This is a genomic window from Mesorhizobium sp. ANAO-SY3R2, from assembly GCF_042466635.1.
In the GTDB taxonomy this organism is placed as follows: domain Bacteria; phylum Pseudomonadota; class Alphaproteobacteria; order Rhizobiales; family Rhizobiaceae; genus Aminobacter.
Genome location: NZ_CP159955.1, coordinates 3859036 through 3884272, shown reverse-complemented (window position 1 = coordinate 3884272; position 25237 = coordinate 3859036). Strand labels below are relative to the sequence as shown.

Genomic DNA, 25237 nt, shown 5'->3' with positions numbered 1-25237 from the left:
CGCCCATTACGGCACTTGCGACGTTTTTATGCAAGCCTAAGATTGTGCGGCGAGAGGGAGGTGGCATGACGACAACAGGCGAAGCCCTGATCCAGTTGCTCGAGGCGCATGGCATCGACACCGTGTTCGGCATTCCTGGCGTGCATACCATCGAGCTCTATCGCGGGCTGGCGCGGTCGAAGATCCGCCATGTCACCCCACGCCACGAGCAGGGCGCGGGCCTCATGGCCGACGGTTATGCGCGCGCATCGGGGCGGCCGGGTGTCGCCTTCGTCATCACCGGGCCGGGGCTCACCAATACGATCACGGCGATGGCCCAGGCGCGCGCCGATTCGGTGCCGATGCTGGTGATCTCGGGCGTCAACGCCCTGCCTTCGCTGGGCAAGGGGCTCGGCTATCTGCATGAGCTGCCTGACCAGCTCGGCATGATGCAAAAGGTGGCGCTGTCGTCGCGGCGGGTGACCGAGGCATCGGAGCTGCCTGGCGCGATAGCCGAAGCTTTTGAAATTTTCGCGACCCGGCGACCGGGTCCGGTTCACATCGAAATCCCGCTTGACGTGATGCCGCTGCCGGCGGGCGGGCTGAGACCGGTGCCGATCCGCGCCGCAACGCAGGTTCCCGACGAGGCGGCGGTGGCCGAGGCGGTCAAGCTGGTCCAGGCGTCGCAGCGGCCGCTGATCCTGGCGGGTGGTGGGGCCAAGCGGGCCGAGACGGCGCTGCTGGCGGTGGCCGAAGCACTCGATGCCCCTGTCGTCACCACCGCCAACGGGCGCGGCCTGATGCACCTCCATCCGCTCGGCGTGCCGGCGAGCCCCAGTCTCAAGGCTGTGCGGGCGCTGATGGCCGAGGCCGATCTGGTGATCGCCGCCGGCACCGAATTCGGCCCAACCGACTACGACATGTATGGCGACGGCGGCTTCGTGGTGCCGGACAAGTTGATCCGCATCGACATCGATGCCGCACAGCTCGAGCGGCGGCCGGCGACGGTTGCGCTTCAGTGCGATGCGGCCGCCGGGCTCGCGGCTCTGCATGCCGCCATGGCGGGCGAGCAGCGTTCGGGCGAAGGCGCGGCAAGGGCCGGGAGTACGCGCGACGCGGCATGGGAAGAAATCGGACCCGCAATGCAGGCACAGGTGCAGGCGGTCGAGGCGATCCGCGACGCGCTGCCAGGGTCGCTGATCGTCGGCGATTCGACCCAGCCGGTCTATGCCGCCAATCTCTACTACGACCACGACCGGCATGGCGGCTGGTTCAATGCCGCCACCGGCTACGGCGCGCTGGGATATGGCCCGCCGGCGGCGATCGGCGCCGCCCTTGCCATGCCGGATGCGCCGGTGGTGTGCCTGAGCGGCGACGGCGGTTTCCAATTCACGCTGCCAGAGCTTGGCGCGGCGGTGGAGGCCGGGGCGCCGGTGATCTTCATCGTCTGGAACAACAGGGGCTACCGCGAGATCGAGACCTCGATGCTGGACGCTGGCGTCGAGCCGGTCGGCGTGTCGCCGGTTCCACCTGACTTCGGCAGGATCGCCGAGGCCTACGGGCTGGCCCATGAGCGCCTGACGGACGTTTCCGGTCTCGGCGCGGCGCTCGAGCGGGCTAGAGGCAAAATGCGTCCGTACCTGATCGAGATCGTGGTGGCGTAAGCGCTACTGGATCAGGCCGGCTTGGGGGACACCCAAAAGCCGGGCCGGCAGGTAAATCACCAGCGAAGCCGCGCCCTGGATGAACGAGCTGCCATTGGCGAGCAGCGTTTCGGCCGGCGCGCCTTCGCCGCGGTTGCCGATGTCGCTCGTGAGCGCGCCCGTCGAGGCGAGCGCCATCAGCGTCGGCGAGCTGGCGAAGACGCCGTGGCTGCCGCCGTCGACATTGGAGGTGTCGAGGACGACGATGTTTTCTTCCTGCAGTGCTGCAATGTCGGCACCGCTGCCGACGCGTGGATGGCCGCCGGTTAGGCGGCCCGAGACGCTGAGCGCACGGTCGCGGCGCGACACCAGGATGGTGAACGGAGTGGGCAGCTTGTCGATGTCGCGCACCTGGCTCTGGAACACGTCGATGTCGACGTCGGGTGCGGCGAGGATGACGCCGTTGAGGCGGTTGAGATACTGGCCGCGGCCGCTGAGCGCGAGGCTGCGGAACGCTTCCATCACCACATAGCTTCCCATCGAATGGCCGACGAGGATGATCCGCCTGGCTTTGGTACGGGCAGCGATCTCGATGGTGTCGGCCAGCCCGTCGCGGCTGTAGACGGCACTGTCGCGGTCGTAGACGTAGAGCGGCAGCGAGCCGCCCGAGGGCCAGGCATAGTGCAGCGCCACCGCCTTGACGTGGTAGTCGTGGACGATCTGGGCGTTGCGGAAGATGCTGTCGGCGAAGTTGTTGTTGTAGCCGTGGACGAAGATGAAGATTTCCTGCTCGTCCGGCGGGCGCTTGGCCAGTGCTGCGTTGAGGTCGTCGATGAATTTCTGCTTGGTGTCGATCGGCTGGAAGCTGACGGCGACGAAGTTGCGGGCGGGATCGGGCGTGCGGCCGGTGCTTTCGACCTTGCCCACGACATGGGTCTTGGGGATGCCGATCTCGAACTTGGCGAAGTTGAGATGAGGCGATCGCTCCGCCGAGAAGGGGAGCGAAAGATTGTCCGAGCGCGCGCGCATCGTCGCCACATAGATCGGCACGACGGCGGCTGATTCTCCTTCCCTGCCATCAAGGCCAAGCACGGCACGCCCGGCGCAGCCGGAAAGCACCAGCAGCACGAAGAAGAAGGCGAGAAAACGCGGCTTGGTCATGGCTGGGCTCGGCATGCGGGCAGTAGTCGGGCAATTAAAGAGCAGCAATCCGCACCGGCGGCAACTGCCAAGGTGCTGGAACAGCTTGGCGGCGGTGGATTCTGTTTCCGTCTTGCAGCATTGCGGCATCACCTCGCTGCCAGGCGGCCGCGTTGTCGATGAGGTGGACAAGAAAAAGCCCCGCCGGATCGCTCCGGCGGGGCCTTGATTTTAGCTTTGCTGAAGCCGGGGCTTAGTTGCCGCGGTTCTTCAGTGCCGCGCCGAGGATGTCGCCGAGCGAAGCGCCGGAGTCGGTCGAGCCGTACTGGGCAACCGCTTCCTTCTCTTCGGCGATTTCCAGCGCCTTGATGGAGACCTGCAGCTTGCGGGTCTTCTTGTCGAAGGCGATGACGCGGGCGTCGACCTTCTGGCCGACGACGAAGCGCTCGGGGCGCTGCTCGTCACGGTCGCGCGACAGGTCGGCGCGCTTGATGAAGGAGTCGATGCCGCTCTCGATGAGACGAACTTCGAGGCCGCCATCCTTGATGCCGGTGACTTCGCAGGTGACGACGGCGTTCTTGCGCAGCTCGCCCGAGGTCGCGGCTTCGCCGACCGAGTCACGGCCGAGCTGCTTGATGCCGAGCGAAATGCGTTCCTTCTCGATGTCGACGTCGAGCACCTGAGCCTTGACCATGTCGCCACGGTTGTACTCTTCGATGACCTGCTCGCCCGGACGGTTCCAGTCGAGGTCGGACAGGTGAACCATGCCGTCCACATCGCCGTCGAGGCCGATGAACAGGCCGAACTCGGTCTTGTTCTTGACCTCGCCCTCGACCTGCGAACCAACTGGGTGGTTGCGGGCGAAAGCTTCCCACGGGTTCTCGAGCGTCTGCTTGAGGCCGAGCGAGATGCGGCGCTTTGCCGGATCGACCTCGAGCACGACCACGTCGACCTGCTGCGAGGTCGACAGGATCTTGCCCGGGTGCACGTTCTTCTTGGTCCACGACATTTCGGAAACGTGGATGAGGCCTTCGATGCCCGGCTCGAGCTCGACGAACGCACCGTAGTCGGTGATGTTCGTGACGGTGCCGGTGATCTTCTTGCCGATCGGGAACTTGGTGCCGATGTCGGACCACGGATCGCTCTCGAGCTGCTTCATGCCGAGCGAGATGCGGTGGGTTTCCTGGTTGATGCGGATGATCTGCACCTTGACCGTCTGACCGATGTTGAGGATCTCGGTCGGATGGTTGACGCGGCGCCAGGCCATGTCGGTGACGTGCAGCAGGCCGTCGATGCCGCCGAGGTCAACGAACGCACCGTAGTCGGTGATGTTCTTGACCACGCCCTCGACAACCTGACCCTCTTCGAGGTTCTGTACGATTTCCGAACGCTGCTCTGCACGGCTCTCTTCGAGAACGGTGCGGCGCGAAACCACGATGTTGCCGCGACGGCGATCCATCTTGAGGATCTCGAAGGGCTGCGGGTTGTGCATGAGCGGGGTGACGTCGCGGATCGGACGGATGTCGACCTGCGAGCGCGGCAGGAAGGCAACGGCGCCGTCGAGATCGACGGTGAAGCCGCCCTTGACCTGGTTGAAGATGACGCCTTCGACGCGCTCACCCTTGGTGAACTTCTCCTCGAGGCGGACCCAGCTCTCCTCGCGGCGAGCCTTGTCGCGCGACAGCATGGCTTCGCCCAGCGCGTTTTCGATGCGCTCGACATAGACTTCGACGGTGTCGCCGACCTTGAGCTGGCCGTCCTTGGCCTTGGCGCCGAATTCCTTCAGCGGCACGCGACCTTCGACCTTCAGACCGACGTCGATGATCGCCATGTCCTTTTCGATGGCGGTGACGATACCGCGAACGACCTGGCCTTCGCCCGAATGACCGTCCGAGAAGGACTCTTCGAGCAGGCTCGCGAAATCGTCGCGGGAGGGATTAGCTTGTGACATTGGATCTCCTGGAGCGTCCCGGCTTGCGGGAGCGGCGCCGTGGGTTTGTGTTGCGTTAACCTGACTGCATCCCGGGCTGGAAGCCCTTGACCGCGGGAAGCGGCAATCGGCGCAAGAAGAATGCAGACAGGTCGGTTTGGTTGCCTGATTGGTGGGCTCAAGCCTTGTTTTCGTCCGCAAGGACCCGATCGACGATGTCCCGAGCGGCCGAAAACGCCGCTTCTATATCCATTTCCGAAGTGTCGAGCAAGAGCGCGTCGGCGGCGGGCCTGAGTGGCGAATCGGCCCGGCCGGTGTCGCGCTCGTCGCGGCGCTCGATGTCGGCGAGGATGGTGGCAAACTCGGCCGAGCCGCCATTGGCCTCGATCTCGGCCAACCGGCGACCGGCGCGCACCTCGGCGCTGGCCGTCACATAGAGCTTAACCTCGGCGTCGGGGCAGACAACGGTGCCGATGTCGCGGCCGTCGAGTACCGCGCCTTGCGGTGCGCGGGCGAATTCGCGCTGCTTGTCGACCAGGATTTTCCTGACCTCGGGGATGACCGCCACCTTCGATGCTGCCTCGCCGACGGCATGGACCGACAGCACCTTGCGGTCGAGGTGACCGAGTTCGACCAGCCTGGCCGCCTCGATGGCATGGGTGGCATCGTCGAGCGGCCAGCCCTTTTCGATCAGCATATGAGCAACCGCGCGGTAGGTCAGGCCGGTGTCGAGAAGCGCGAGGTGGTAATAATCGGCCAGCCGGCGGGCCAGCGTGCCCTTGCCGGCCCCGGCGGGGCCGTCGATGGCGATGGTGATGCGTTTCTGCATTGTTCGCGCGTTCTAGTCTTTCTCAGATGCTGCGCATGAGGCCGCCATCGACCCTGAGGCTCTGGCCGGTGATGTAGGCGGCGCCATCGGAGGCCAGGAATGAGATGGTCGCGGCGACCTCTTCGGCCTTGCCGTAGCGTCCCATCGGCACGCCGGCGCGGCGCTCGTCGGTCTGCGGCAGGCTGTCGATCCAGCCCGGGAGCACGTTGTTCATGCGGACGTTGTGCGGGGCATACTGGTCGGCGAACAGCTTGGTGTAGGCGTTGAGGCCCGCGCGTGCCACGGCCGAGGTCGGGAACATCGCCGCCGGCTCGCTGACCCAGGCGGTCGAGATGTTGACGATGGCGCCGCCTTTCTGGGCGACCATGATCGGCGCGACGAGACGCGTAGCGCGCACGACATTCATGAAATAGACGTCGAAGCCCTTGTGCCACTGCTCGTCGGTGATCTCCAGCAGCGGCGCGCGTGGCCCATGGCCGGCGCCGTTGACGAGAGCGTCGATGCGGCCCCACTTGTCCATGGTCAGGTCTACGAAGCGCTTGAGGTCCTCGTTCGACTGGTTGGAGCCGGTGAAGCCGAGGCCGCCGAGTTCCTTGCCGAGCGCCTCACCCTTGCCGGAGGAGGACAGGATGGCGACGCTGAAGCCGTCTGCTGCCAGCTTTTTCGCCGCCGCAGCCCCCATGCCGCTGCCGCCGCCGACGATCACCGCCACTTTATTGGTCATGATATTGCTCCTCCGATTGCCCGATCCGCGCCGGAAATCGGTTGCCCGCCGCGGCGCACGCAAGACAGCACGTCAAAGGCCGCAGCCGCAAGCCGTTACGGCTGCCTGTTGCGCAATTAGGCCCGGTTTGCGTCCGCCTGCTCGATGACGGCTCCGAGATCGGCCATCAGCCCCATGAATTCGGGGAAGCTGGTGGCGATCATCGCCTGGTCGTCGACGGTGACCGGCTTTTCCGAAGCCAGCCCCATGACCAGGAAGCTCATGGCGATGCGGTGGTCGAGATGGGTTTTCACCACGCCGCCGCCGAGGCTCTTGCCGCCGGGGGTGCCGCGCACCGAAAGGGTGGCCGCACCCTCGGTGCAGTCGACGCCATTGACTTCCAGGCCGCGGGCGACGGCCGCCAGGCGGTCGGATTCCTTGACGCGGAGCTCTTCCAGGCCCTGCATCAGCGTTTCGCCCTCGGCGAAAGAGGCGGCGACCGCGAGCACCGGATATTCGTCGATCATCGACGGCGCGCGCTCGGCGGGCACGGTAACGCCCTTGAGTTCGGAGCCGCGCACGCGCAGGTCGGCGACATCCTCGCCGCCGGCGTTGCGGCGGTTCAGGATCTCGATCGAGCCACCCATTTCGATCAGCGTGGTGATGACGCCGGTGCGGGTCGGATTCATCAGCACGTTTTCGATTGTGATGTCCGATCCCGGCACGATCAGTGCCGCCACCAGCGGGAAAGCGGCCGAGGACGGATCGCCCGGCACGGCGATGACCTGGCCGGTCAGCTTGCCCTGGCCCTCGATGAAGATGTGGCGCACGCCCTGCTCGTCGGTCTCGACCTCGATGTTGGCGCCAAAGCCCTTGAGCATCTTTTCGGTGTGGTCGCGCGTCATCACGGGTTCGATGACGGTGGTGATGCCTGGTGTGTTGAGGCCGGCGAGCAGCACGGCCGACTTGACCTGAGCGGAGGGCATCGGCACGCGGTAGGTGATGGGGGCTGCCTGGCGCGGTCCGCGCAGGGTCAGCGGCATGCGGTCGCCGGGAGCGGCGTCGATGACCTGTACGCCCATCTGGCGCAGCGGATCGAGCACGCGGCCCATCGGCCGGCCAGACAGCGACGCGTCGCCGATGAAGGTGGTTTCCATGTCGTAGGTGCCGACCAGGCCCATGGTCAGGCGCGAGCCGGTGCCGGCATTGCCGAAATCGAGCGGTGCTGCGGCCTGCAGCAAGGCACCGTTGCCAGTGCCCTTGATGATCCATTCGCCGTCGCGCTTCTCGATATGCGCGCCCATTGCCTTCATCGCCTCGCCGGTGCGCATCACGTCCTCGCCCTCGAGCAGTCCGGTGATGCGGGTTTCGCCCGAGGCCAGCCCGCCGAACATGAAGGAGCGGTGCGAAATCGACTTGTCGCCGGGTACGCGGGCGGTGCCGGACAGGGCGGGAGACTTACGGGCGACGGCCGGCTGCGGCGCGGCATGATGCGACATGATGGATCCTCGTTCGGGATGCCTGACGAAACCGGGCTTTCCCAATGATTGCGGCGGTGTGGTAGCATCGATCGTGGCAGCGGTCATCCCTATTTGGCCGGGCGCCTTGCAGGCTGGGCGGAAACGCCGGGATTTGGCTTTGACAGCGCACCAAACTGCCGCTAAGGGGACCGAAAAGCGAACAAGACGAGGCCTGACGTGGCAAAATCCGAGCTTGGCACAAAGCGTATCGACCCGGAGACGGGCCGTAAGTTCTACGACCTGAACAAGGATCCGATTGTCTCCCCCTACACGGGCAAGAGCTATGCGCGTTCCTATTTCGACGACGGCAAGGCGTCGTCGATCGTCGACGACGAGGACGAGGTCGAGCAGAAGGAGCTCGACGCCGAGGATGAAGGCGCCGATGTCGTATCCTTGGAAGACGCCGACGACGAAGCCAAGGGCGGCGCCGACGACCTGCCGGACCTGGACGACGACGATGTCGACCTGGGCGACGATGACGACGACACCTTCCTGGCCGACGAGGAAGAGGACGACGACGACGTCTCCGACATGATCGGTGTGGGCGACGACGAAGACGAGATCTGACGCGCCTGTGGAAGAAACCGAAAAAAGGTTTCGAACAAGGCTTGCCATAGAGCAAATGCGGCGCTAGAAGCCGCCCAACAAACACGGCGCGGGTCACCAAAATTCGCGCCGACCTCTTCGCCGGAAACGGCGCCGGCTGACTGCCGGGTGTGGGGCCATAGCTCAGTTGGGAGAGCGCTTGAATGGCATTCAAGAGGTCGTCGGTTCGATTCCGATTGGCTCCACCAAATCAGTCTCCAGCAAAGCTGGTTTTTAGTTTTCCGAAGATAGCATCGGTTTTTTCCCTTGGGATGGCGCTAGCTCCGGTTGGCCTGGCCCAGAGACGACGATGTCCGATTCGGGCGCTTCGATTCAGTCGACCGCTCCTGTTCCCATTCACTTTCCGAATCAGGTGATCGCGCGAGGCGCGGTGCCTGCTGAAGTGGCACTTGATTCGTGCGAAGGGCTTCTGGACGCGTGGAATCATGGTTGCGCGGCGCTGCGGTTGTATCTACCGCGAGGGCTACCGGCTTCTACGGCTGCCAATCCCTCATCTGCAGAACGTTGCCGCCGAGCTTGGCAAAGGCGCGCTGGCGGCAAGAGAAGACGATGATCTGCTGATTTGTCGACTGGCGGTGGAGCGCGTCGAACATCCGCTCGATGCGGTCGTCGTCGGAATAGACAAGCGCATCGTCGAGGATGACAGGCGCCGGCCGTCCGTCGCGGGCGAGCAGCCTGGCGAAGGCGAGGCGCGTCAGCACCGAAAGCTGTTCCCGCATGCCCCCGCTGAGGCGCTCGACGTCCTCCTCCTGGCCGTTGCGCAGGATCGTCTGGGGCAGGAGGGTCTTGTCGTCGAAGGTGATCGAAACGTCGTCGAACAACAACCCGAGCAGCGGCCTGAGCTCCGTCATGACGGGTTTCAGATAGAGTTCGCGGGCTTCGGATCGGGCGCTCTCCAGCGCCGAGGACAACCGTTGCAGGACCGCCACCTCCTTGGCGAAGGCCTCCACGCGGGAGGTGGCGGCGGACAGCGCTTCGGCCGTCTCGCGCCATTTCTCCTCGACGGCCTCGTCGGAGAAGGTCCCGATCTGGCCGTTGAGTTCCGCGATCGCCTGCCGCAGAGCATTCGCTTCCTTTTCGGCGGCTTCCTCGACCGAACGCGCCCGCTTCAGCACCGCTCCTGCGGATTCCAGATCGATGGTCGTGGCGCGGAGCTTGGCCGTATGCGCTTCAGCCATGGCACGGCTCGCGTCGATGTCGTCCAGGTTTCTCGCCAGGACACCTTCGCGTTCAATACGCCCCTCTTCCAGACCGAGGATCGCGTCCAACTGCGCGCCTTCGGCCTTGAGCGCGGCAATCGCCGTCTCGGCCTGGACGAAAGCCTCGTCAGCGCTCTTGCGCAGGGGCTCGACCTCGCGCAGGGCGTGCTTTGCTACGGTGCGTCTCTTTTCGGCTTCGGCCAGGGCCGTCCGGACCTGTGCCGGGTCCTCCTTGAGTTCGAGCACCTCGACGCTGACTGCGCTGCGCGCGGCGACCTCTTCGCGCAGCTTCGGCAGGCCGTGCGGCGCCAAGAGCGACAGGCGGCTGCGCAGTTCGCGCAGGTCGGCGTCCATTTGCTGGGCCCTGACCTGTCGCGCCCGTGCCGCTGCGAGATTGTCGACCCCCATCGACGCCAGGAGCGCGCGCCGCTTCTCGTCGGCCTGTCCCAGGCGGTCGTCGGTCCGGGCAGGGCGGTTCGAACGCAGCGTGATCGTGCCTATGCCGGGAATGGCAAGCTGCGCTTGCCCGTCATAGCCGCGCTCCTGCCCGGCCGTAAGCGCAGTCCCGTCCATCAGGATGCGCGTGGCCGTGTCCTGCTCGTAGGCGATCGCGACCGAAGGGCGGGCCGCCTCTTCGATCGCCCGGAGCTTCGCGATCTCGACTTCCAGCGTCTGGAGCTCGTCGATGGCGCTTGGCGGTATCTGCACGAGCGCCCGTTCGGCCTCGCCTTCCTCGATTCGCTGACGGGCTGCCTCCGCCTGCGTTAACCGATCCTTCAATTCGGCGATGCGTTCCGCCGCTTCCCTGGCGTTCATTGCCGCCTGGAGACGATCGAGGAGATTGCGGGTCTCACGCTCCTCGGTCTCAGCTGCATCTGCGGCCGTTGTGGCCTGTTCGATCGCCTCGGCCGCGCCATGGCGTCTGCCGATGGCTTCGCCTCGCCGCTGCTCGGCCTCCCGGAGACTGTCGCGTAGCGCTGCCGATCGCTCCAGGGCTGTTCGAAACGCCTTGAGATCGCGATCGGCGGTATCGCGTCTTTCGACAACAAGCTTGAGTTCGGCTTCCGCGGTTTTCAGCGCCTCGCCCTGGGCCTTCGCGGCATCGAAGGCAGTTTGCGCCCGGTCGATCGCCGTCCGCCGCTCCTGCTTGTCTTCGGCGTTGTCGATTTCGGTGAGACGCTTTTGGGCAGCCGCACGTTTGTCGAGCGCTTCCCGCAAGGAGGCGACTTCGCCCGAAAGCTCCTTCTCTTCGGCATCGAGCTTGTCGCGTTCGCCGATCGCCGTCGCATAGCGCCCGCCGGTCTTCGGTCGACCTGTGGCGGTGACCAATTCGGCAAGTGCCTCTTCCGTGGCGGCCATGATCTCGGCCATGCGCCGCCCGCCGGTGACGGCTTCCACCTCGCCTTGCACGGATTCAAGCAGGCTCGCGCGGACCTGCTTTTCGCTGTCCTCTTCCGACCGGCTGCGCCTTTCGATGCCGGTGATGCCCTGGCGCACCCAGAGCAGCCCGGCAGGACCCGCGGTGCCGCCCCGGATCAGCGAAGAGATGAAGTTCTCCGCCTCGTCGGCCTGGGCAATCAGGCGTCCCGAGGCAAGATCGGTCACCCGCGCCGATCGGCCCCCATAATACTGCTTGGTGATGCGGAAGCTGCCGTCCGCGGTCGAGATGTCGGCCTCGAGCAGCGGGTTGCCGCCGCTGTAGGGGCGCAGCCTCTGCACATCGCCGGGGGTTCCGGAATGCTGCTGGAAGAACAGCGCATGCAATGCTTCGAAGCTCGTCGACTTGCCGAACTCGTTGGCGGCGCAAAGCACGTTGACGCCGTCGCCGATGCCCTCGATGGCGACACCGCGGCCGGCAAAGCGCTTCACGTTGAAGAGACGCAGTGCTGAAATCTTCATGGCGCGACCTTCTGGGCATAGGAGAACAGACGCGCAAGGGCGGCCCGTGCGATCTCGCGATCGACTGCGGCCCGGCTTTCGTCACCGGCCTCGGCGAGCAGGGCGTTCGCGGCCTCGCGAAGGGCGCCGGCTTGATCGATCTGGTCGAGGTCCGCCACTTCGCATTCCGTCGCGAGATCGGTGTCGTCCAAAGTGAGATAGGCGAAGTCCGGGACCGCGTCGTGAATGGCGGCGGAGAGCGCTGTGCGCATTGCCAGGCGGCTGCGTCCCGTCGCCACCACGCGGGCGAGCGTCTGCCGGCGGCGGCTTTCCTCCGGCATCAGCGTATCGAGGGCCTGCAAGGGATCGTCGCCGTCCAGCAGGTGCATCTGCAAAGTGCTCCAGGCGAAGCTGCCGGTTTCCAGCGACGTCACCTCCGGCAGGGCGGTCGGGGCGGCAATGCTGACGAGCAGGGCGGCGCCGGGGCGGTCGTGCTTGAACCGGTCGGGTTCCGGCGTGCCGCTGTAGTGCGTGCGCGGATCGACGGCGACCGCGCCATGCCAGTCTCCGAGCGCAAGATAGTCGAGGCCCGCCTGCCGCGCCCTGTCCGGCGCGATGACATCGGTGACGGCCGCTTCCTCCGAAAAACTCTGGATCGCCCCATGCGCAAGCCCGACACGAATGGTTCCCTCTGGCGTCGATTCTGTGTTGAACCACGCGCTGAGGTCGCGGCCGGGGCGCCGTGTCGTGCAGGGTGCGGGCAGCAGAACGACGTTCGTTGCCAAGGTGATCGGGCGAGGTTCGGTCGCCAGGATGACATTTTCGGGCGCCTCTGCCTTCAATGTCGTCCAGAGCTGCGTCGCCTGCAGCGAATCGTGATTGCCCGGAAGGATCACCCATTGGATCGGCGCATGACGCCGCATCTCGGCGAGCGCCTGCCGGCGGACATCCGGTGCGGGCGTCTCGGTATCGAACGTGTCGCCTGCGAGCAGGACCGTCGTCGCCCCATGCTCGCGCGCATGTTGCGCCAGGCGCGCAATGACCGCGTGCCGCGCTTCGCGCAGCCTGCTCGGCAGGTCGCCGCTGAAATTGCCGAAGCGCTTGCCGAGGTGCAGGTCGCTGGAATGGATGAAGCGGAACATGGCTATCCGGATGACTGACTGGTTGCGATGCGGTCCCTGGGGGGCGATCGCCGCTTCATACACGATTGGATGCGATGGTGCTGGCGCCAATATGCGCCGGCAGCGAGGCACCTAAATGTAGTGGCAGCGGAAGCTCTCCTGTTCAGGGGCGATTTCTTCCGCTTGCCCATGCATTCGTCAATCCATTGCCGGACTGACAGTCGAAACCGGAGAGGTGCACGGCGACGGCTTTGGTGCGAGGGCTTTCGCTCGCACCAAGTTCAATCAATGCCATCGAAGATAGCCGGGGCGCGTCAGTCGCCCAGCAGTTCGGACATGGCGCGCACCGCGGTCGGATAACCGTTAGGCCCCAGCCCGGCGATCACCGCCGTGGCGATCTTGGAGACGAAGGAATTGTGGTAGTAGGCCTCGCGCCGGTGGATGTTGGAGATGTGCAGCTCGATGATCGGGCCGGCCGACATCTTCAGGGCGTCGAGAATGGCGATCGAGGTGAAGGTCAAAGCGGCTGGATTGATGACGATGCCCGCCTTCTCGTCGATCGCCTCGTGGATCCAGTTGATGATTTCGCCTTCGAAATTCGACTGGTGAAAGCGGAGTGGCCGCCCGCTTGCGGCCGCCCGGCACATGGCCTCGACCTCGGCGAGCGTGGTGGTTCCGTAGATCTCCGGCTCGCGCTTGCCGAGCCGGTTGAGATTGGGGCCGTTGAGAACGAAGATCGGCTTGGACAAGTTGCTCTCCATCGAATTCAGCCCTGGTAGCCGAGCAGCCGGGGCAGCCACAGCACCAGCGAGGGGAAGAAGGTGATCAGCCCGAGCGAAGCGATCATCGCCCAGAGGAACGGCAGCACGTCGCGGACGATGTCCCTGAGCGGCACCTCGGCGATGCGCGTCATGATGAACAGAAGCAGGCCGTAGGGCGGCGTCACCAGCCCGAGCATGATGTTGACCACGATCACGACGCCGAGATGCACCATGTCGATGCCGAGTGCTTGCGCGGTCGGAATGAGTACCGGCACGATGACGAGCAGGATGGTCGTCCCTTCCAGAACGCAGCCGAGCAGCAAAAGCAGGATGTTGACGAGGATCAGGAAGCCCGTTGGCGACAGATCCCAGCTGGTAAGGATGACCTTCAGCGAATCGGGGATGTTTTCGACCGTCACGACATAGTTAAACACGAGCGCCCCGGCGATCAGCATGCCGATCGAGGCGGTGGTGCGCGCACTGGCCAGCACCGAGCGGTAGAAATCGGCAAAACTGACGCTGCGATAGAGGATCACCGAAATGATCAGCGCATAGGCTGCGGCAACGGCCGCCGCCTCGGTCGGCGTGGTGATGCCCGAATAGATGCCGCCCAGAAGAACGACGGGCATCATCAGCGACGGGAATGCCCGCCAGGTGATGCCCGGCAGTTCGCGCAGCGGTGTCGGTGCCTCGACCGGGAAATCGTGGCGATTGGCCTGGTAGGCGACGATCGCCATCTGCGATGCCGCCATCAGAAGGCCCGGTATCATGCCGCCCAAAAACAGATAGCCGATCGAGGCGTCCGAGACGAGCGCGTAGATGACCATCGGGATCGATGGCGGAATGATCGGACCGATGACGGCCGTCGCCGCCGTCAGCGCCGCCGCATAGCTTGGCGTGTATTTGCCGTCCTTGGTCATCATCATCTGCATCATCTTGCCGGTGCCGGCGGCATCGGCGATGGCCGAGCCCGACATGCCGGCGAAGATGATGCTTTGGACGATGTTGACATGGGCGAGACCGCCGCGGAAACGGCCAACGAACGCATCACAGAAGCGCAGCAGCCGTTCGGTCATCGAGCCGATGTTCATCAGTTCGGCTGCCAGAATGAACAGCGGCACCGCCAGGATGATGTAGTTGGAATACATGCCGTTGAGGAACTGCTCGGCGGCGGTTCCCATGTCGAGGCCGGCAAGCAGCAGATACAGGATCGAGCCGGCGATCATCGAGTGCCCGATGGGCAGTCCAAGGAATGCAAGGGCGGTGATCGCGACGACGGAAACGGAAAATGGACTTGCGAGGTTCATACGCCCGATCCTGCCTTGATGGGGTCGAACTCCTGTGGCGCCTTGCCGAACATGGCTTGCCAGGAGAGCCAGAGATAGCGGGCGATGATGGCTATGACGAAGACGATATAGATCGAAAACAGCCAGTCCATGCGGATCTTGAGATACGCGGTCTTTTCGACCTTCATGAACATCACATAGTCGAGCACGGCCGGAAACGAGATCGTGTAGAGCGCCAGCAGCGACAATGCCGCGACAAGGAACATGATGCGCCGTACCCGCGGCCTGGCTGCGGCATAAAAGAGGTCGAAGCGGATTTCCTCTTCCTCGCGCACGACGAAGGCCGCACCCCACAGCACCAGCCATATCCATAAGACGACGCTGATCTCATTCGCCCAGCCGATCGGCAGGTTGAGCATGTAGCGGAACACGATCTGCACAAGGAAGGCGGCGAACATGGCGACAAGCATCGCGGCAAGCACGTTTTCCGCACGGCGATAGAGCCAGCCGCCGAGGCTGCGATATGAAGAGGGCAAGGCGATCCTCCCGCGAAAGCTGATTTTTGCCCGGGGAAAGGGCGGTGGGCGGCGGGCTGTGTGCCCGCCGCGATCGCCGGCTCAAAGCGCGTTGATCTTGTCGACCATCCCGGCCGGCCAGTCCTTGGCCAGATCGGAAGCCAGGTACTTTTCCTGCGCGAATTTGCGGAACGCGGCGACGTCGGGCTCATAGACCTTGAGCCCCTTGCCCTTGAACAGTTCCACCAGTTCCTTCTCGCGGGTGAGGTGGGCTTCGGTGCTGAAGTCGATGGCAGCGTCAGCTGCGGCCTGGAACTTGGCCTGCTGCTCGGGGTTCATCGCGTCCCACACCTTGTTCGAGACGACCAGCAGGTCGAAGCCGACGAGATGCGAGGTCAGCACGATCTGCGACATGACTTCGTAGAACTTCATGTTCTCGACGTTGGGCAGCGGGTTGTCCTGGCCGTCGATCGCGCCGGTCTGCAGGCCGGTGTAGACCTCGGCATAGGCCATGGCCGTCGGATTGGCGCCGAGTGCTGTGCCGAGGAACTGCCACGAGTCGCCGCCCGGCATGCGCAGCTTGATGCCAGCCATGTCGGCGGGCGTGGTGATCTTCGTGTCGGGCTTGAGGCCGACCTGGCGGGCGCCGAAATAGGTCGGGCCGAGAACATGGATGCCGAGCTGGTCGGAGGCCATCTTCTTCAGCTCCGCGCCGAGGTCGCTGGCAAAGAACGCCTTGAGGTGGGCCGCGTCGCGGAACAGATAGGCGGCGGTCACGATCGACCAGGCCGGGACCTGCTTGGCAATGTCCTGCGGTGCGATGTTGCCCATCTCGAGGTTGCCGCGCTGCAGGGCGACGAGTTCGGTGCCCTGCTTGAACAGGTTGCCGCCGTAGTAGCCCTCGAAGGTGAAGTTCTCGGCCGTGGCGTCCGAGAACTTCTTCATCATTTGGGCGCGGATGTCCTGCTCCGAAAACACCGCCGAAAAGCGTAGCTTGGGCTTGTCCTGCGCCAGCGCCGGCCACGTCGTGGCCACGGCCGTGGCGGCAAGTGCCGTACCGATCAGAAATTGCCTGCGTGTTGCATTCAGTGTCATGGTTTTCCTCCCTTGAATTCCATCCCGTTGCTCAAGCGCCATCAGAGCGCATTGATTCTTTCAATCATCCCCTCCGGCCATCCCTCGGAGAGTGACGATTCCAGACACTCCTTGTTCGAAACGGCGCGGAAAGCGCCGATATCGGGCGTGCAGGGATCAAGCCCAGCGCCCTTGAAGAGGCATCCCGATGGCCGGGCGCCCCGGTCATGACGCAGCCTTGAAATGGCCGACCATCGCCGCGCGGTCGGGCGCCCTGCCGGTGAACAGCTCGAAGGCGCGAACTGCCTGGTAGACGGCCATGCCGGTTCCGGCGAGCGTGCGGCAGCCCAGCGCACCGGCCTGCTTGAGAAGTTCGGTTTCCTGCGGGAAGTAGATGATCTCGGCGACCCAGTGGCGCGCAGTCAGCAAGCTGGAAGGAAACGGCATGCCGGGATACTTGGCCATCCCCACGGGTGTGGTGTTGACGATGCCGTCTGCGGCCGCCAGCGCGGCGGCGACGTCTGTCTCGGCGCGGACGCGCGTGCCGAAGCGCGCCGTCATCCTGTCTGCCAGCTGGCGCGCCCGCTCTGGGGCGCTGTCGATGATCTGCAATTCGTCGACGCCGAGTTCGATCAGCGCATAGGCGACGGCGGCACCCGCACCGCCGGCGCCGAACTGCACGACGCGGTTCAGCGAACATTGCCCCATCCCGTCGCGAAAACTCTCGGCAAAGCCCCAGCTGTCGGTATTGTGGCCCTGGCGCACGCCGCCTGACAAGACCACCGTGTTGACCGCGCCGATCGCCGATGCCTCGGGCGCCAGTCCGTCAAGATGCTGGATTACGCTCTGCTTGAACGGGTGGGTGACGTTCAGCCCGGCAAAGCCTATCTCCTCGGCCGCCGAAATGATGCCGCCCAGCGCGTCGTCATCCAGGCCGAGCTTGTCGAAATCGATGAGGATGTAGCTGTAGCTCATGCCGAGGCGGGCGCCTTCGCGCTCGTGCATGATCGGCGAACGCGACAACTGGATACCACGCCCCACCAGTCCGATCAGCACGGCGCCCGACGCAACACTTGCATCGCAGGGCCTCGCTACGAGACGCCCGAGCATGTCGACGAACGAATCGTCCGTAAGCTGCAACATTCCCTCCCACCCCGCATGTTCCTGCGGTTCGGCAGCACCTTGGCACCGCTCTTGTCTTTGTACGGGCTTGGCCGGTAAATGGCTTCGCCTGATGTGAAGAACAATGTACGAACTGGTTAGTTTAGTCAACGACCGGAGCCGAGGGGCGCAATGGACAGTGAAATGAAGGCGGGCCCGGCCAGGAGCCGGCGCAAGGCCAGGGGTGAGGCGACGCGCCACCAGGACCCCGAAGGCACCCGCCAGAACATCCTCGAAATCGCCTCCGAGGAGTTCGCGCTGAACGGGCTGTCGGGCGCGCGGATCGACGAGATTGCAGCGCGCACGCGCTCGAGCAAGCGGATGATCTATTATTACTTCGGCGACAAGGAAGGCCTGTACCTCTCCGCGCTGGAGAACGCCTACCGCATGGTCCGCGAGGGCGAGGCCAAGCTCGACATCGAGGGTCTGCCTCCCGTCGAGGCGCTGTCGCGGCTGGTCGAATTCACCTTCGACCACCATCACCAGCATGAAGAATTCATTCGCATGGTGATGATCGAGAACATTCACCACGGCCAGTATCTCGAGCGCTCCGAAGCCATCCGCGAGTTGAACGTCACGGCCATCGACCACATCGCGCGGATCTATGCGCGTGGCGTCGCCGAGGGTGTGTTTCGCGAAGGGATCGACCCGGTCGAACTGCACTGGCAGGTCAGCGCGCTGTGCTTTTTCAACGTTTCCAACCGGGCGACATTCTCCAAGATCTTCGGCCGTGATTTCGGCACCGAAGAGCAATTGGCGCGGCTGCGGCGCAATTCGGTCGACATGGTGGTTCGCTTCGTGATGCGAAACGAGGGGCCGACGCGGGGCTGACTGCGCCACCTTGATACCTGCCGGGCGCTGGCATAGTGTAAACGAACTAGTTCGTACATTATGCGCACCGGGAGGGGGCAGGTGAAGACTTCGATCGCTACGGTCTCGATAAGCGGGGATTTCGCGGAGAAGCTGGCGGCCATCGCCGCGGCGGGGTTCGACGGCATCGAGATTTTCGAGAACGACCTGGTCGCCTTCGACGGTTCGCCTCGCGATGCCGGAAAGATGGCGCGCGATGCCGGACTGGAAGTCACGCTGTTCCAGCCGTTCCGCGATTTCGAGGGTTTACCCGAGCCGCAGCGGGCCCGCGCGTTCGATCGCGCCGAGCGCAAGTTCGACGTCATGCACGAGCTCGGCACCGACCTGATGCTGGTATGTTCGAGCGTCTCGCCCGTCTCGCTGGGCGGCATCGACCGTGCGGCGGCCGATTTTCGCGAACTTGGCGAGCGAGCCGCCAAACGCGGCCTGCGCGTCGGCTACGAGGCGCTGGCCTGGGGCAAGCACGTCAACGACCACCGTGACGCCTGGGAGATCGTGCGCCGGGCCGATCACCCCAACATCGGCCTGATCCTCGATTCATTTCACACGCTGGCGCGCCGTATCGAGGTCTCGTCGATACGTTCGATACCCAAGGACAAGATCTTCATCGTTCAGCTTGCCGATGCGCCGGCGATCGACATGGACCTGCTCTACTGGAGCCGCCATTACCGCAACATGCCGGGCGAGGGCGACCTGCCGGTGCGCGAATTCATGCAGGCGGTTTCCGCCACCGGCTACGACGGCTACCTGTCGCTGGAGATTTTCAACGACGCGTTTCGTGGCGGCTCGGCGAGGTCGATCGCACTCGATGGCAAGCGCTCGCTGGTCAACCTGATGGACCAGGTGCGCCGCGCCGAGCTCGCCCTGCGCGTTTCGATGCCCGAAATGCCCGATCGCATCGCCGTTCACGGCGTCGAGTTCGTCGAATTCGCCGCCGACCGGTCCGGTGCGGACGAGATCGATCAGCTGTTGCAGTGCCTGGGTTTCAGCAAGGTCGGCCGCCACGTCTCCAAGGACGTCTCGCTGTACCGGCAAGGCGGCATCAACATCGTGGTCAACACCCAGAAGGAAGGCTTCGCTCACTCCTCCTTCGTGGTTCACGGCACGTCCGTCTGTGCCATCGGCCTCAAGGTCGAGGATGCGCAGGCGACCGTCGATCGGGCCCGCCAGCTTGGCGCCGAGCCGTTCGAGCAGCCCGTGGGCCAGGGCGAGTTGCGCATCCCGGCCATTCGCGGCGTCGGCGGCAGCGTCATCTACTTCATCGACGACAAGTCGCAGCTGTCCCGGGTTTGGGAGGTCGAATTCCCAGCGGTCGAAGTCGGCGCAGCCCCCCAGGTAGGCGGCCTGACCCGCATCGATCACGTCGGACAGACGATGGACCATGGCGAGATGCTGACCTGGCTGTTGTTCTACACCTCGATCTTCCAGACGCACAAAGCCCCGCTCGTCGACGTCATCGACCCCTCCGGCATCGTGCGCAGCCAGGCCATCGAGAACGGGGACGGCTCGCTGCGGCTCACCCTCAACGGTGCCGAGAACCGGCGCACGCTCGCCGGCCGCTTCATCGCCGAGAATTTCGGCTCGAGCGTGCAGCATCTGGCCTTTGCCTGCGACGACATTTTCGAAACCGCCGCGGCACTCAAGGCGCGCGGCTTTGCGCCGCTGTCGATTTCCGCCAACTACTATGACGACGTCGAGGCCCGTTTCGGCCTTGAGCCCGATCTGGCCGACAGGCTGCGGGACGAAAACATCCTCTATGACCGCGACGAACACAGCGAATATTTCCAGCTCTACGCCCCGACCTGGGGTGAGGGCTTCATCTTCGAGATTGTCGAGCGGCGTGGCGGCTACAGGGGTTACGGCGCCCCCAACGCGCCGTTCCGCATCGCCGCGCAGAAGCGGCAGTTGCGTCCGAAGGGCATGCCGCGACTGTAGTGGTCCAAAGTCACCGCCGGTCCCGACGTGGACGTCACTGTGCCGTGATCGGGCTGCTGATCGGCCCCCGCAGGATAGGCGGCGGGTTCCATTTGCCGGTGAGCGCATTGCTTGCCGGTGCATAGAGCCGCATGGTGAGATTGAACGGGCCCTTGGGGGCGAGAAGCCAGTTGTTCTCGAGCCCCTGGCCCGGCGGCTCGTTTTGGAAATACAGGTCGAGCGAGCCGTCGGCATTGTAGGTGAAGGGCATCCAGCTGCTCAGCGCGTAGCGGTCCAGTTCATTGGCGACCTGGAAACCCTCGTTGTCGTAGAGCGTGATCGACCAGAACGCCATGGCCGGGGGTATCTGGCTCTTGTCGAAGTGAATGCGATAGGTGTTGCCACCCTCGAGCGGCTGGCCTTCGCTATCGGTCAGATTGAGGGGATAGATCGCGTCTTCCGGCAGGTTGGCGCCAAGGCCCTGCTGGGCGATCATGGCCCGCTTGAGATAGTAGTTGCCGTAGACGCCCATCGTGTCGGTGTTCATCGACCAGCCATTTGCCACGCGCGCGAGGCTCGGACCCTTCCACTTCATCAGACTTTGCCCGGCAGTCGGCGCTCCGGCAAAGGCCTTCTGGACCTGCGGGTCCAGCTTGGCAAAGTCCAGGGGCTCGCCTGCCACAAAGCCGAGACGTTCAAGCTGGGCGATGATCGGCGCATCCGTCACATGCGGCGGGATGTCCTTCAGCAGGTCCGCGGCATAGGTGAAATAGTTCTCGCCCGACATCGTGTCGACGATCAGCCGCGGCGGCGTCGTCATGTCGATGTTGGGATCGATCTTGACGGGTGGCGGGGTGTAGTCGGTGCCGAATTTCGACAGCGGCGCGACACGATATCCCGCCTGGATCTTGTGGACCGCGTCGTAGTCCTGGGGGCCGTCGGTCTTGGTGCGACCGATGATCCAGACATAGGGCGTGGGCGCCTCGATGACCTGCGCGCCGTCGGGCAGGCCATCTACTTCCCAACCTTGCGGGGCAATGACGAAGGTGCCGGCACCCGTTCCCGTGGTTCGCCAGCCGGGTGACGCGAACACGTCGCTCCACATGTCGAGCATCGGCATCAGATAGTAGCGGCCATTGGTGTCGGGTACCGACAGCACCATCGGCTCCTCCGTGAGGTCCAGCCACGCAATGGAATACAGCGTGTCGAAATTGGGCCGCACCACGCCCTTGAAGTTGGCCGGCGGATATTCCGGGATGTTGGTGATCGTATTCATCGGTCCCTTGCCGAACTCCTTGCCCGCCTCGACGTTGGTGAACTGCTTTCGCGTCACATCGATGGAGATCAGCGGGTAGAAATAGAGATAGGCCGACATGGCGATGTCGTTGATTTCGCTTTCGGTCAGCGGCGTGTCGGCGAAGGCGAATGCAGGCGCAAACGGCCAAAGGCTTGCCGCCGACAGCGTGAGCTTGATCACCAGGCGACGACTGACCAGAGCAACCACGGTTCTTCTCCTTCGCTTTAAATCTTGCGGTTGAGGTGCGGGGGGACCGACAGTGCCTGCGACGCTAGCGACTTTGACTTAGGCCCGCCCGTAGGTTCGGGTAGCATCTGTATCTAGGCTGTCTTCGTCGTTACGGTTTGGCTGCGATTGCGTCGCCAGGCCGGCATGTGCCTATTGCCGGGGCCGCTGCGAAAACCAAGCGCGAACGAACAGCAGGCCAAGCACCGCATGGATCGCCACCGCCGGCCACAACAGTTTTCCAACCAGCGCACCGTCGAGCCCGAGATAAAGCAGATAGATGGCCGCAAGGACGTTGTAGACGAGCATCGCTGCTGATGTCGCGGTCCTGCCATCTTCCAGCCGGCCGACCCAGGCGCCGATGCCGAGCGCAAGCAGCGCGATCCCGGTGAGACGACCGACGGCCAGCCCGGTCCCCGTCAGCCCCTGGCCAAGAAGCAACTGCACCACCGCATCTGGAATTGCGATCAGAGCGATGCCGGTGACGGCCTCGACAAGGGCGGCGATCGCAAGCAACCATGCGAACGGCATGATCATCCCTGTCCGGTTGACAATCGGCGCACTTGATCGTGTCACGCCGCTCAGCGGGCCTGGTGGGGGCCTGGCGCCGCCCATTCAGCTCTCGAAGGCAAACACCTTGTTCCAGTCGTTCTTCATGTCGACGACGGTCCACTTGTTGACCGCCGCCGCGTCGAGCGCCTTGTCGAGCCGGCCGACGTCGGAGTGGCGGTCATATGCCCATTCGCGCTCGGCATCGGTGTGGTGGACGATGAGGCCGAAGCGCGGACTTTGCCCTACCGTGGTCCACTGAAGCATTTGCAGGTCGCCGTCCGAATTGCCGAAGGCAGCGATCGGGCGCCGGCCAATGAACTGGTGGATGCCAACCGGCTTGCCGCCCTTGTCATCGATGAAGTTGATCTCCGGCAAGCGCATCAGGACCGGAATGCCGTCACGCATCTCGAATTTGGTCTTGCCGCTGGAGCCGAAGACCTGGTCGGGCGGGATGCCATAGATCCTCTCCGTCCACGGCCGCATGAAATCGCTGCCGCCGCCGGAGACGATGAAGGTCTTGAAGTCGTTGGAGCGCATATAGGCCAGCAGCTCCAGCATCGGCACATAGACCATGTCGGTAAAGAGCTGCTTCTTCGCCGGGTTCCTGGCGGTGGCGATCCAGTCCTTGACGATCAGGTTGAACTCTTCGGTGGTCATGCCTGAGTGTGTGGCCATGACGATCTTCATGATCGCCGGTTCGCCGCCGCCGAGCGCGGCCTTGACGTTACCCTTGAGCAGCGAGGCGAAGGGTTCTTCGGCCTGCCATTCGGGATGGTACCTGGCGATCGTCTTGACGCGGTCGAGCGCAAACAGCAACTGGACATAGAGCGGCTTTTCGGCCCACAGCGTTCCATCATTGTCGAAGGTGGCAATGCGCTCGTCGACCGGCACGAAGTCGGGCGAGCCTTCCTTCGCCACCTTCTCAACGAACTTTATGATCGACTGCTTGGTGGCGCCGTCATTCCACGACGGCAAGGGATCGGCGGCCGGAGTCGCGGCGGCTTGAGGGGACGTCCTTGCCGGTGTCGTCTCGACCTTGGCTGAGGAGGCAGTGGCTGCGGCGAATGCCGACACGGCCGAAAGCTTGAGCATTGCGCGTCGTGAAAACCTGGCCATGCGCCTTCTCCCATCGCTTCGATGTGGCGTGTTCGGCGACGTGCGCCCCAGTGGGGGCGCACGCCATTTCATCCAAGCCCCGGAACCGCCCTAGTCGCCCATGTGGCCGGACTTGGTCTTTTCGACCATCGCATTGATCTGCGCCTTCAATGCCGAGAGGTTGAACGACGCCGGGTCCTGCATCGGTGGGAAGTCGATCGCCGTCTGGGCCAGCTTCAAAGCCGCCTTCTGGACAGAGACGAAGCGCCAGAACTCACGGGCGAAGAAGTCGTTGCCGTAGCCGAAGGCGCCGTTCGCTGCGGTTTCGCCCGATATCATCGGGGTGCGTTCGAACGGATCCTGACGGATGTTGATGATCGTTGGCATGTCGGTCGTGGTCTTCTGCCCCGGCCATCCGGCCGGCTGCTGGTAGAAGATGTACTTGAAGTCGTCGAGACGGATTGCGCCCAGTTCCGCGCCGCCGAAGTAGAAGAGTTCATGCCGCGCCGAAGGTCCCGTGCCGGTAAGCAAGGCCATCTGATCGAAGCCGTCCAGATGGTTCTTGTAGGAGGTGCCGCCAAGATCCACGCCCTGCAGCAATTGTTCGGTGATTTTCGGATTGCCGGCAGCGTTCATCAGCGTCGGAAACCAGTCGAGGCCGGAAAAGATGCCGTTCTCGATGGTGCCGGGCTTTACGTGGCCTGGCCAGCGAATGATCGCCGGCACCCGGAAACCGCCTTCGGAGACGGTGCCCTTGGTGGCCCTGAACGGGGTCATGCCGCCATCCGGCCAGGTGAAGACTTCCGCGCCGTTGTCGGTGGTGAAGATGACGATGGTGTTGTCGGCTTCGCCCATATCCTCGACGTGCTTCAGCAGCGCGCCGACGCTGTCATCCAGTTGCGCCATGCCGCCCTCTTCCAGGCCGTAGTTGGTCGTGCTGTTCATCAGCGCCTGGTACTTGGGCGACAGGAACGTCCAGACATGCATCCGCGTGGTGTTGTGCCAGACGAAGAACGGCTTGCCGTCCTTCTTGGCCTTGTCCATGAAGTCGCTCGACGCCTTGACCAGAACCTCGTCGAAGGTCGTCATGTCGTACTTCGCCTTGGGCGAGATGTCGTGCATGTTCTGCACGTTCGACATGTCAGGGAAAGGTGCCAGCGGACCTTCGTCCTCGATTTTCTGCTTGCCGACCGCGCCCCAGCGCGGCATCACCGTGGGATCGTCGGTGTCGGTCGCCCAGCTATGCACGAGATTGCGCGGGCCCACCTTGTCGCGATAGGCCTGATCCTTCGGGAATGAATACCAGTACGGGTCCGACATGGCATCGAGGTGATAGAGGTAGCCGAAGAACTCGTCGAAGCCATGCACCGTCGGCAGGAACTTGTTCAGGTCGCCTAGGTGGTTCTTGCCGAACTGCCCGGTTGCGTAGCCCTGCGCCTTCAGCGCCGTCGCAAGGGTCACTGCCTGTGCCGGAATGCCCACGTCGGCACCGGCCTGCCCCACGGTCGTCAATCCGGTGCGGATCGGCAACTCGCCGGTGATGAAATTGGCGCGGCCGGCGGTGCAGCTGGCTTCGGCATAATAGTCGGTGAACATCATGCCTTCGGAGGCGAGCTTGTCGAGGTTCGGCGTCTTGCCGGACATGACGCCGCGATGGTAGGCGCCGATGTTGAACCAACCGACGTCGTCACCCATGATGAACAGGATGTTTGGTGGCTTCTCCGCAGCATGTGCCGGCGTGAAGAAACTGCCTGCCACTACGAAACTGCCTGCCAATGCAACGCCGAGCGCAAGGGATTTCAGGCTTCCTAGGTTCATGACGGCTATCCTTCTGGTGGTGGACTGCGCGCCGGCTCCGAGTGGCCGGAAGGGGGGGAAGATAATCTCCGTGGCGTGTTTGGCCGAACCGGACGTCGCGCTCGAACCGCGGGGTGTCGGG

At 64.2% G+C, this 25237-nt stretch carries 20 protein-coding genes and 1 tRNA gene; 5 read left to right on the top strand and 16 right to left on the bottom strand.

The window, feature by feature from the left end; genetic code table 11:
- The first annotated feature begins 65 nt into the window (after positions 1-65).
- On the top strand, positions 66-1643 hold the full coding sequence (locus tag ABSY17_RS23430; RefSeq protein ID WP_378946206.1) for a 5-guanidino-2-oxopentanoate decarboxylase: 1578 nt from the start codon (positions 66-68) through the stop codon (positions 1641-1643).
- Between the two features lie 3 nt (positions 1644-1646).
- On the opposite strand, the gene ABSY17_RS23425 is transcribed toward ABSY17_RS23430, so the two are convergent.
- The 5 genes from ABSY17_RS23425 to aroA all read right to left on the bottom strand — a co-directional run bounded on the left by ABSY17_RS23425 (position 1647) and on the right by aroA (position 7723).
- Complete coding sequence (locus tag ABSY17_RS23425) at positions 1647-2783, bottom strand: alpha/beta hydrolase (protein ID WP_378946203.1); 1137 nt, start codon at positions 2781-2783, stop codon at positions 1647-1649.
- Positions 2784-3015: 232 nt separating this feature from the next.
- Entirely contained in the window at positions 3016-4713 is a 1698-nt protein-coding gene (gene rpsA / locus ABSY17_RS23420; RefSeq protein ID WP_378946200.1) for a 30S ribosomal protein S1, read from the bottom strand.
- Positions 4714-4870: 157 nt separating this feature from the next.
- Entirely contained in the window at positions 4871-5521 is a 651-nt protein-coding gene (gene cmk / locus ABSY17_RS23415; protein ID WP_378946197.1) for a (d)CMP kinase, read from the bottom strand.
- Positions 5522-5543: 22 nt separating this feature from the next.
- On the bottom strand, positions 5544-6248 hold the full coding sequence (locus ABSY17_RS23410; protein ID WP_378952984.1) for an SDR family oxidoreductase: 705 nt from the start codon (positions 6246-6248) through the stop codon (positions 5544-5546).
- 113 nt (positions 6249-6361) lie between these two features.
- Positions 6362-7723 carry a 3-phosphoshikimate 1-carboxyvinyltransferase gene (gene aroA, locus ABSY17_RS23405; RefSeq protein WP_378946195.1) on the bottom strand — a complete coding sequence of 454 codons (1362 nt, stop codon included), beginning with the start codon at positions 7721-7723 and terminating at the stop codon, positions 6362-6364.
- 198 nt (positions 7724-7921) lie between these two features.
- Between aroA and ABSY17_RS23400 the strand changes: the two genes are divergently transcribed.
- Positions 7922-8311 (top strand): TIGR02300 family protein, encoded by a 390-nt coding sequence (locus ABSY17_RS23400; protein ID WP_378946192.1) that lies wholly within the window; start codon positions 7922-7924, stop codon positions 8309-8311.
- A gap of 151 nt (positions 8312-8462) precedes the next feature.
- Positions 8463-8538: transfer RNA gene (locus ABSY17_RS23395), tRNA-Ala, on the top strand.
- A 285-nt stretch (positions 8539-8823) separates the two neighbouring features.
- Here ABSY17_RS23395 and ABSY17_RS23390 read toward each other — a convergent pair.
- From ABSY17_RS23390 to ABSY17_RS23360, 7 genes are all read right to left on the bottom strand, one after another.
- On the bottom strand, positions 8824-11448 hold the full coding sequence (locus tag ABSY17_RS23390) for an AAA family ATPase (RefSeq protein WP_378946189.1): 2625 nt from the start codon (positions 11446-11448) through the stop codon (positions 8824-8826).
- Complete coding sequence (locus tag ABSY17_RS23385) at positions 11445-12569, bottom strand: exonuclease SbcCD subunit D (protein WP_378946186.1); 1125 nt, start codon at positions 12567-12569, stop codon at positions 11445-11447. The genes ABSY17_RS23390 and ABSY17_RS23385 overlap by 4 nt, the downstream gene beginning before the upstream one ends.
- Positions 12570-12862: 293 nt before the next feature.
- The gene (locus ABSY17_RS23380) at positions 12863-13297 is read right to left on the bottom strand and encodes a type II 3-dehydroquinate dehydratase (protein ID WP_378946183.1); all 435 of its coding nucleotides are present in this window, start codon (positions 13295-13297) and stop codon (positions 12863-12865) included.
- Between the two features lie 17 nt (positions 13298-13314).
- Complete coding sequence (locus ABSY17_RS23375; protein WP_378946180.1) at positions 13315-14616, bottom strand: TRAP transporter large permease; 1302 nt, start codon at positions 14614-14616, stop codon at positions 13315-13317.
- On the bottom strand, positions 14613-15131 hold the full coding sequence (locus ABSY17_RS23370; RefSeq protein ID WP_378946177.1) for a TRAP transporter small permease: 519 nt from the start codon (positions 15129-15131) through the stop codon (positions 14613-14615). Before ABSY17_RS23370 ends, ABSY17_RS23375 begins: the two co-directional genes overlap by 4 nt.
- Positions 15132-15212: 81 nt before the next feature.
- Entirely contained in the window at positions 15213-16205 is a 993-nt protein-coding gene (gene dctP, locus ABSY17_RS23365; protein WP_378946175.1) for a TRAP transporter substrate-binding protein DctP, read from the bottom strand.
- A gap of 204 nt (positions 16206-16409) precedes the next feature.
- The gene (locus ABSY17_RS23360) at positions 16410-17327 is read right to left on the bottom strand and encodes a shikimate dehydrogenase (RefSeq protein ID WP_378946172.1); all 918 of its coding nucleotides are present in this window, start codon (positions 17325-17327) and stop codon (positions 16410-16412) included.
- A 150-nt stretch (positions 17328-17477) separates the two neighbouring features.
- Here ABSY17_RS23360 and ABSY17_RS23355 point away from each other — a divergent pair, with 150 nt between their 5' ends.
- Together ABSY17_RS23355 and ABSY17_RS23350 are read left to right on the top strand one after the other, a co-directional pair.
- Complete coding sequence (locus ABSY17_RS23355) at positions 17478-18176, top strand: TetR/AcrR family transcriptional regulator (RefSeq protein ID WP_378946169.1); 699 nt, start codon at positions 17478-17480, stop codon at positions 18174-18176.
- A gap of 81 nt (positions 18177-18257) precedes the next feature.
- Positions 18258-20150, top strand: coding sequence for a bifunctional sugar phosphate isomerase/epimerase/4-hydroxyphenylpyruvate dioxygenase family protein (locus ABSY17_RS23350; RefSeq protein WP_378946166.1), 1893 nt, complete (start codon positions 18258-18260; stop codon positions 20148-20150).
- 34 nt (positions 20151-20184) lie between these two features.
- On the opposite strand, the gene ABSY17_RS23345 is transcribed toward ABSY17_RS23350, so the two are convergent.
- From ABSY17_RS23345 to ABSY17_RS23330, 4 genes are all read right to left on the bottom strand, one after another.
- Positions 20185-21633, bottom strand: coding sequence for a DUF1254 domain-containing protein (locus ABSY17_RS23345; protein ID WP_378946164.1), 1449 nt, complete (start codon positions 21631-21633; stop codon positions 20185-20187).
- A 171-nt stretch (positions 21634-21804) separates the two neighbouring features.
- Positions 21805-22182 (bottom strand): hypothetical protein, encoded by a 378-nt coding sequence (locus tag ABSY17_RS23340; RefSeq protein ID WP_378946161.1) that lies wholly within the window; start codon positions 22180-22182, stop codon positions 21805-21807.
- 84 nt (positions 22183-22266) lie between these two features.
- Positions 22267-23319: an HAD family hydrolase gene (locus tag ABSY17_RS23335; protein ID WP_378946155.1), complete on the bottom strand. Its 1053-nt coding sequence runs from the start codon at positions 23317-23319 to the stop codon at positions 22267-22269.
- Positions 23320-23409: 90 nt separating this feature from the next.
- On the bottom strand, positions 23410-25116 hold the full coding sequence (locus tag ABSY17_RS23330; protein ID WP_378946152.1) for an arylsulfatase: 1707 nt from the start codon (positions 25114-25116) through the stop codon (positions 23410-23412).
- Positions 25117-25237: the final 121 nt, after the last annotated feature.

What these genes read in the sequence shown, in the direction of transcription:
- ABSY17_RS23430 (WP_378946206.1), top strand. Translation starts at nt 66, where the DNA reads ATGACGACAACAGGCGAAGCCCTGATCCAGTTGCTCGAGGCGCATGGC.
- dctP (WP_378946175.1), bottom strand. Translation starts at nt 16,205, where the DNA reads ATGACACTGAATGCAACACGCAGGCAATTTCTGATCGGTACGGCACTT.
- ABSY17_RS23375 (WP_378946180.1), bottom strand. Translation starts at nt 14,616, where the DNA reads ATGAACCTCGCAAGTCCATTTTCCGTTTCCGTCGTCGCGATCACCGCC.
- ABSY17_RS23425 (WP_378946203.1), bottom strand. Translation starts at nt 2,783, where the DNA reads ATGACCAAGCCGCGTTTTCTCGCCTTCTTCTTCGTGCTGCTGGTGCTT.
- ABSY17_RS23330 (WP_378946152.1), bottom strand. Translation starts at nt 25,116, where the DNA reads ATGAACCTAGGAAGCCTGAAATCCCTTGCGCTCGGCGTTGCATTGGCA.
- ABSY17_RS23355 (WP_378946169.1), top strand. Translation starts at nt 17,478, where the DNA reads ATGGACAGTGAAATGAAGGCGGGCCCGGCCAGGAGCCGGCGCAAGGCC.
- rpsA (WP_378946200.1), bottom strand. Translation starts at nt 4,713, where the DNA reads ATGTCACAAGCTAATCCCTCCCGCGACGATTTCGCGAGCCTGCTCGAA.
- ABSY17_RS23335 (WP_378946155.1), bottom strand. Translation starts at nt 23,319, where the DNA reads ATGGCCAGGTTTTCACGACGCGCAATGCTCAAGCTTTCGGCCGTGTCG.
- ABSY17_RS23360 (WP_378946172.1), bottom strand. Translation starts at nt 17,327, where the DNA reads ATGTTGCAGCTTACGGACGATTCGTTCGTCGACATGCTCGGGCGTCTC.
- aroA (WP_378946195.1), bottom strand. Translation starts at nt 7,723, where the DNA reads ATGTCGCATCATGCCGCGCCGCAGCCGGCCGTCGCCCGTAAGTCTCCC.
- cmk (WP_378946197.1), bottom strand. Translation starts at nt 5,521, where the DNA reads ATGCAGAAACGCATCACCATCGCCATCGACGGCCCCGCCGGGGCCGGC.
- ABSY17_RS23340 (WP_378946161.1), bottom strand. Translation starts at nt 22,182, where the DNA reads ATGCCGTTCGCATGGTTGCTTGCGATCGCCGCCCTTGTCGAGGCCGTC.
- ABSY17_RS23385 (WP_378946186.1), bottom strand. Translation starts at nt 12,569, where the DNA reads ATGTTCCGCTTCATCCATTCCAGCGACCTGCACCTCGGCAAGCGCTTC.
- ABSY17_RS23390 (WP_378946189.1), bottom strand. Translation starts at nt 11,448, where the DNA reads ATGAAGATTTCAGCACTGCGTCTCTTCAACGTGAAGCGCTTTGCCGGC.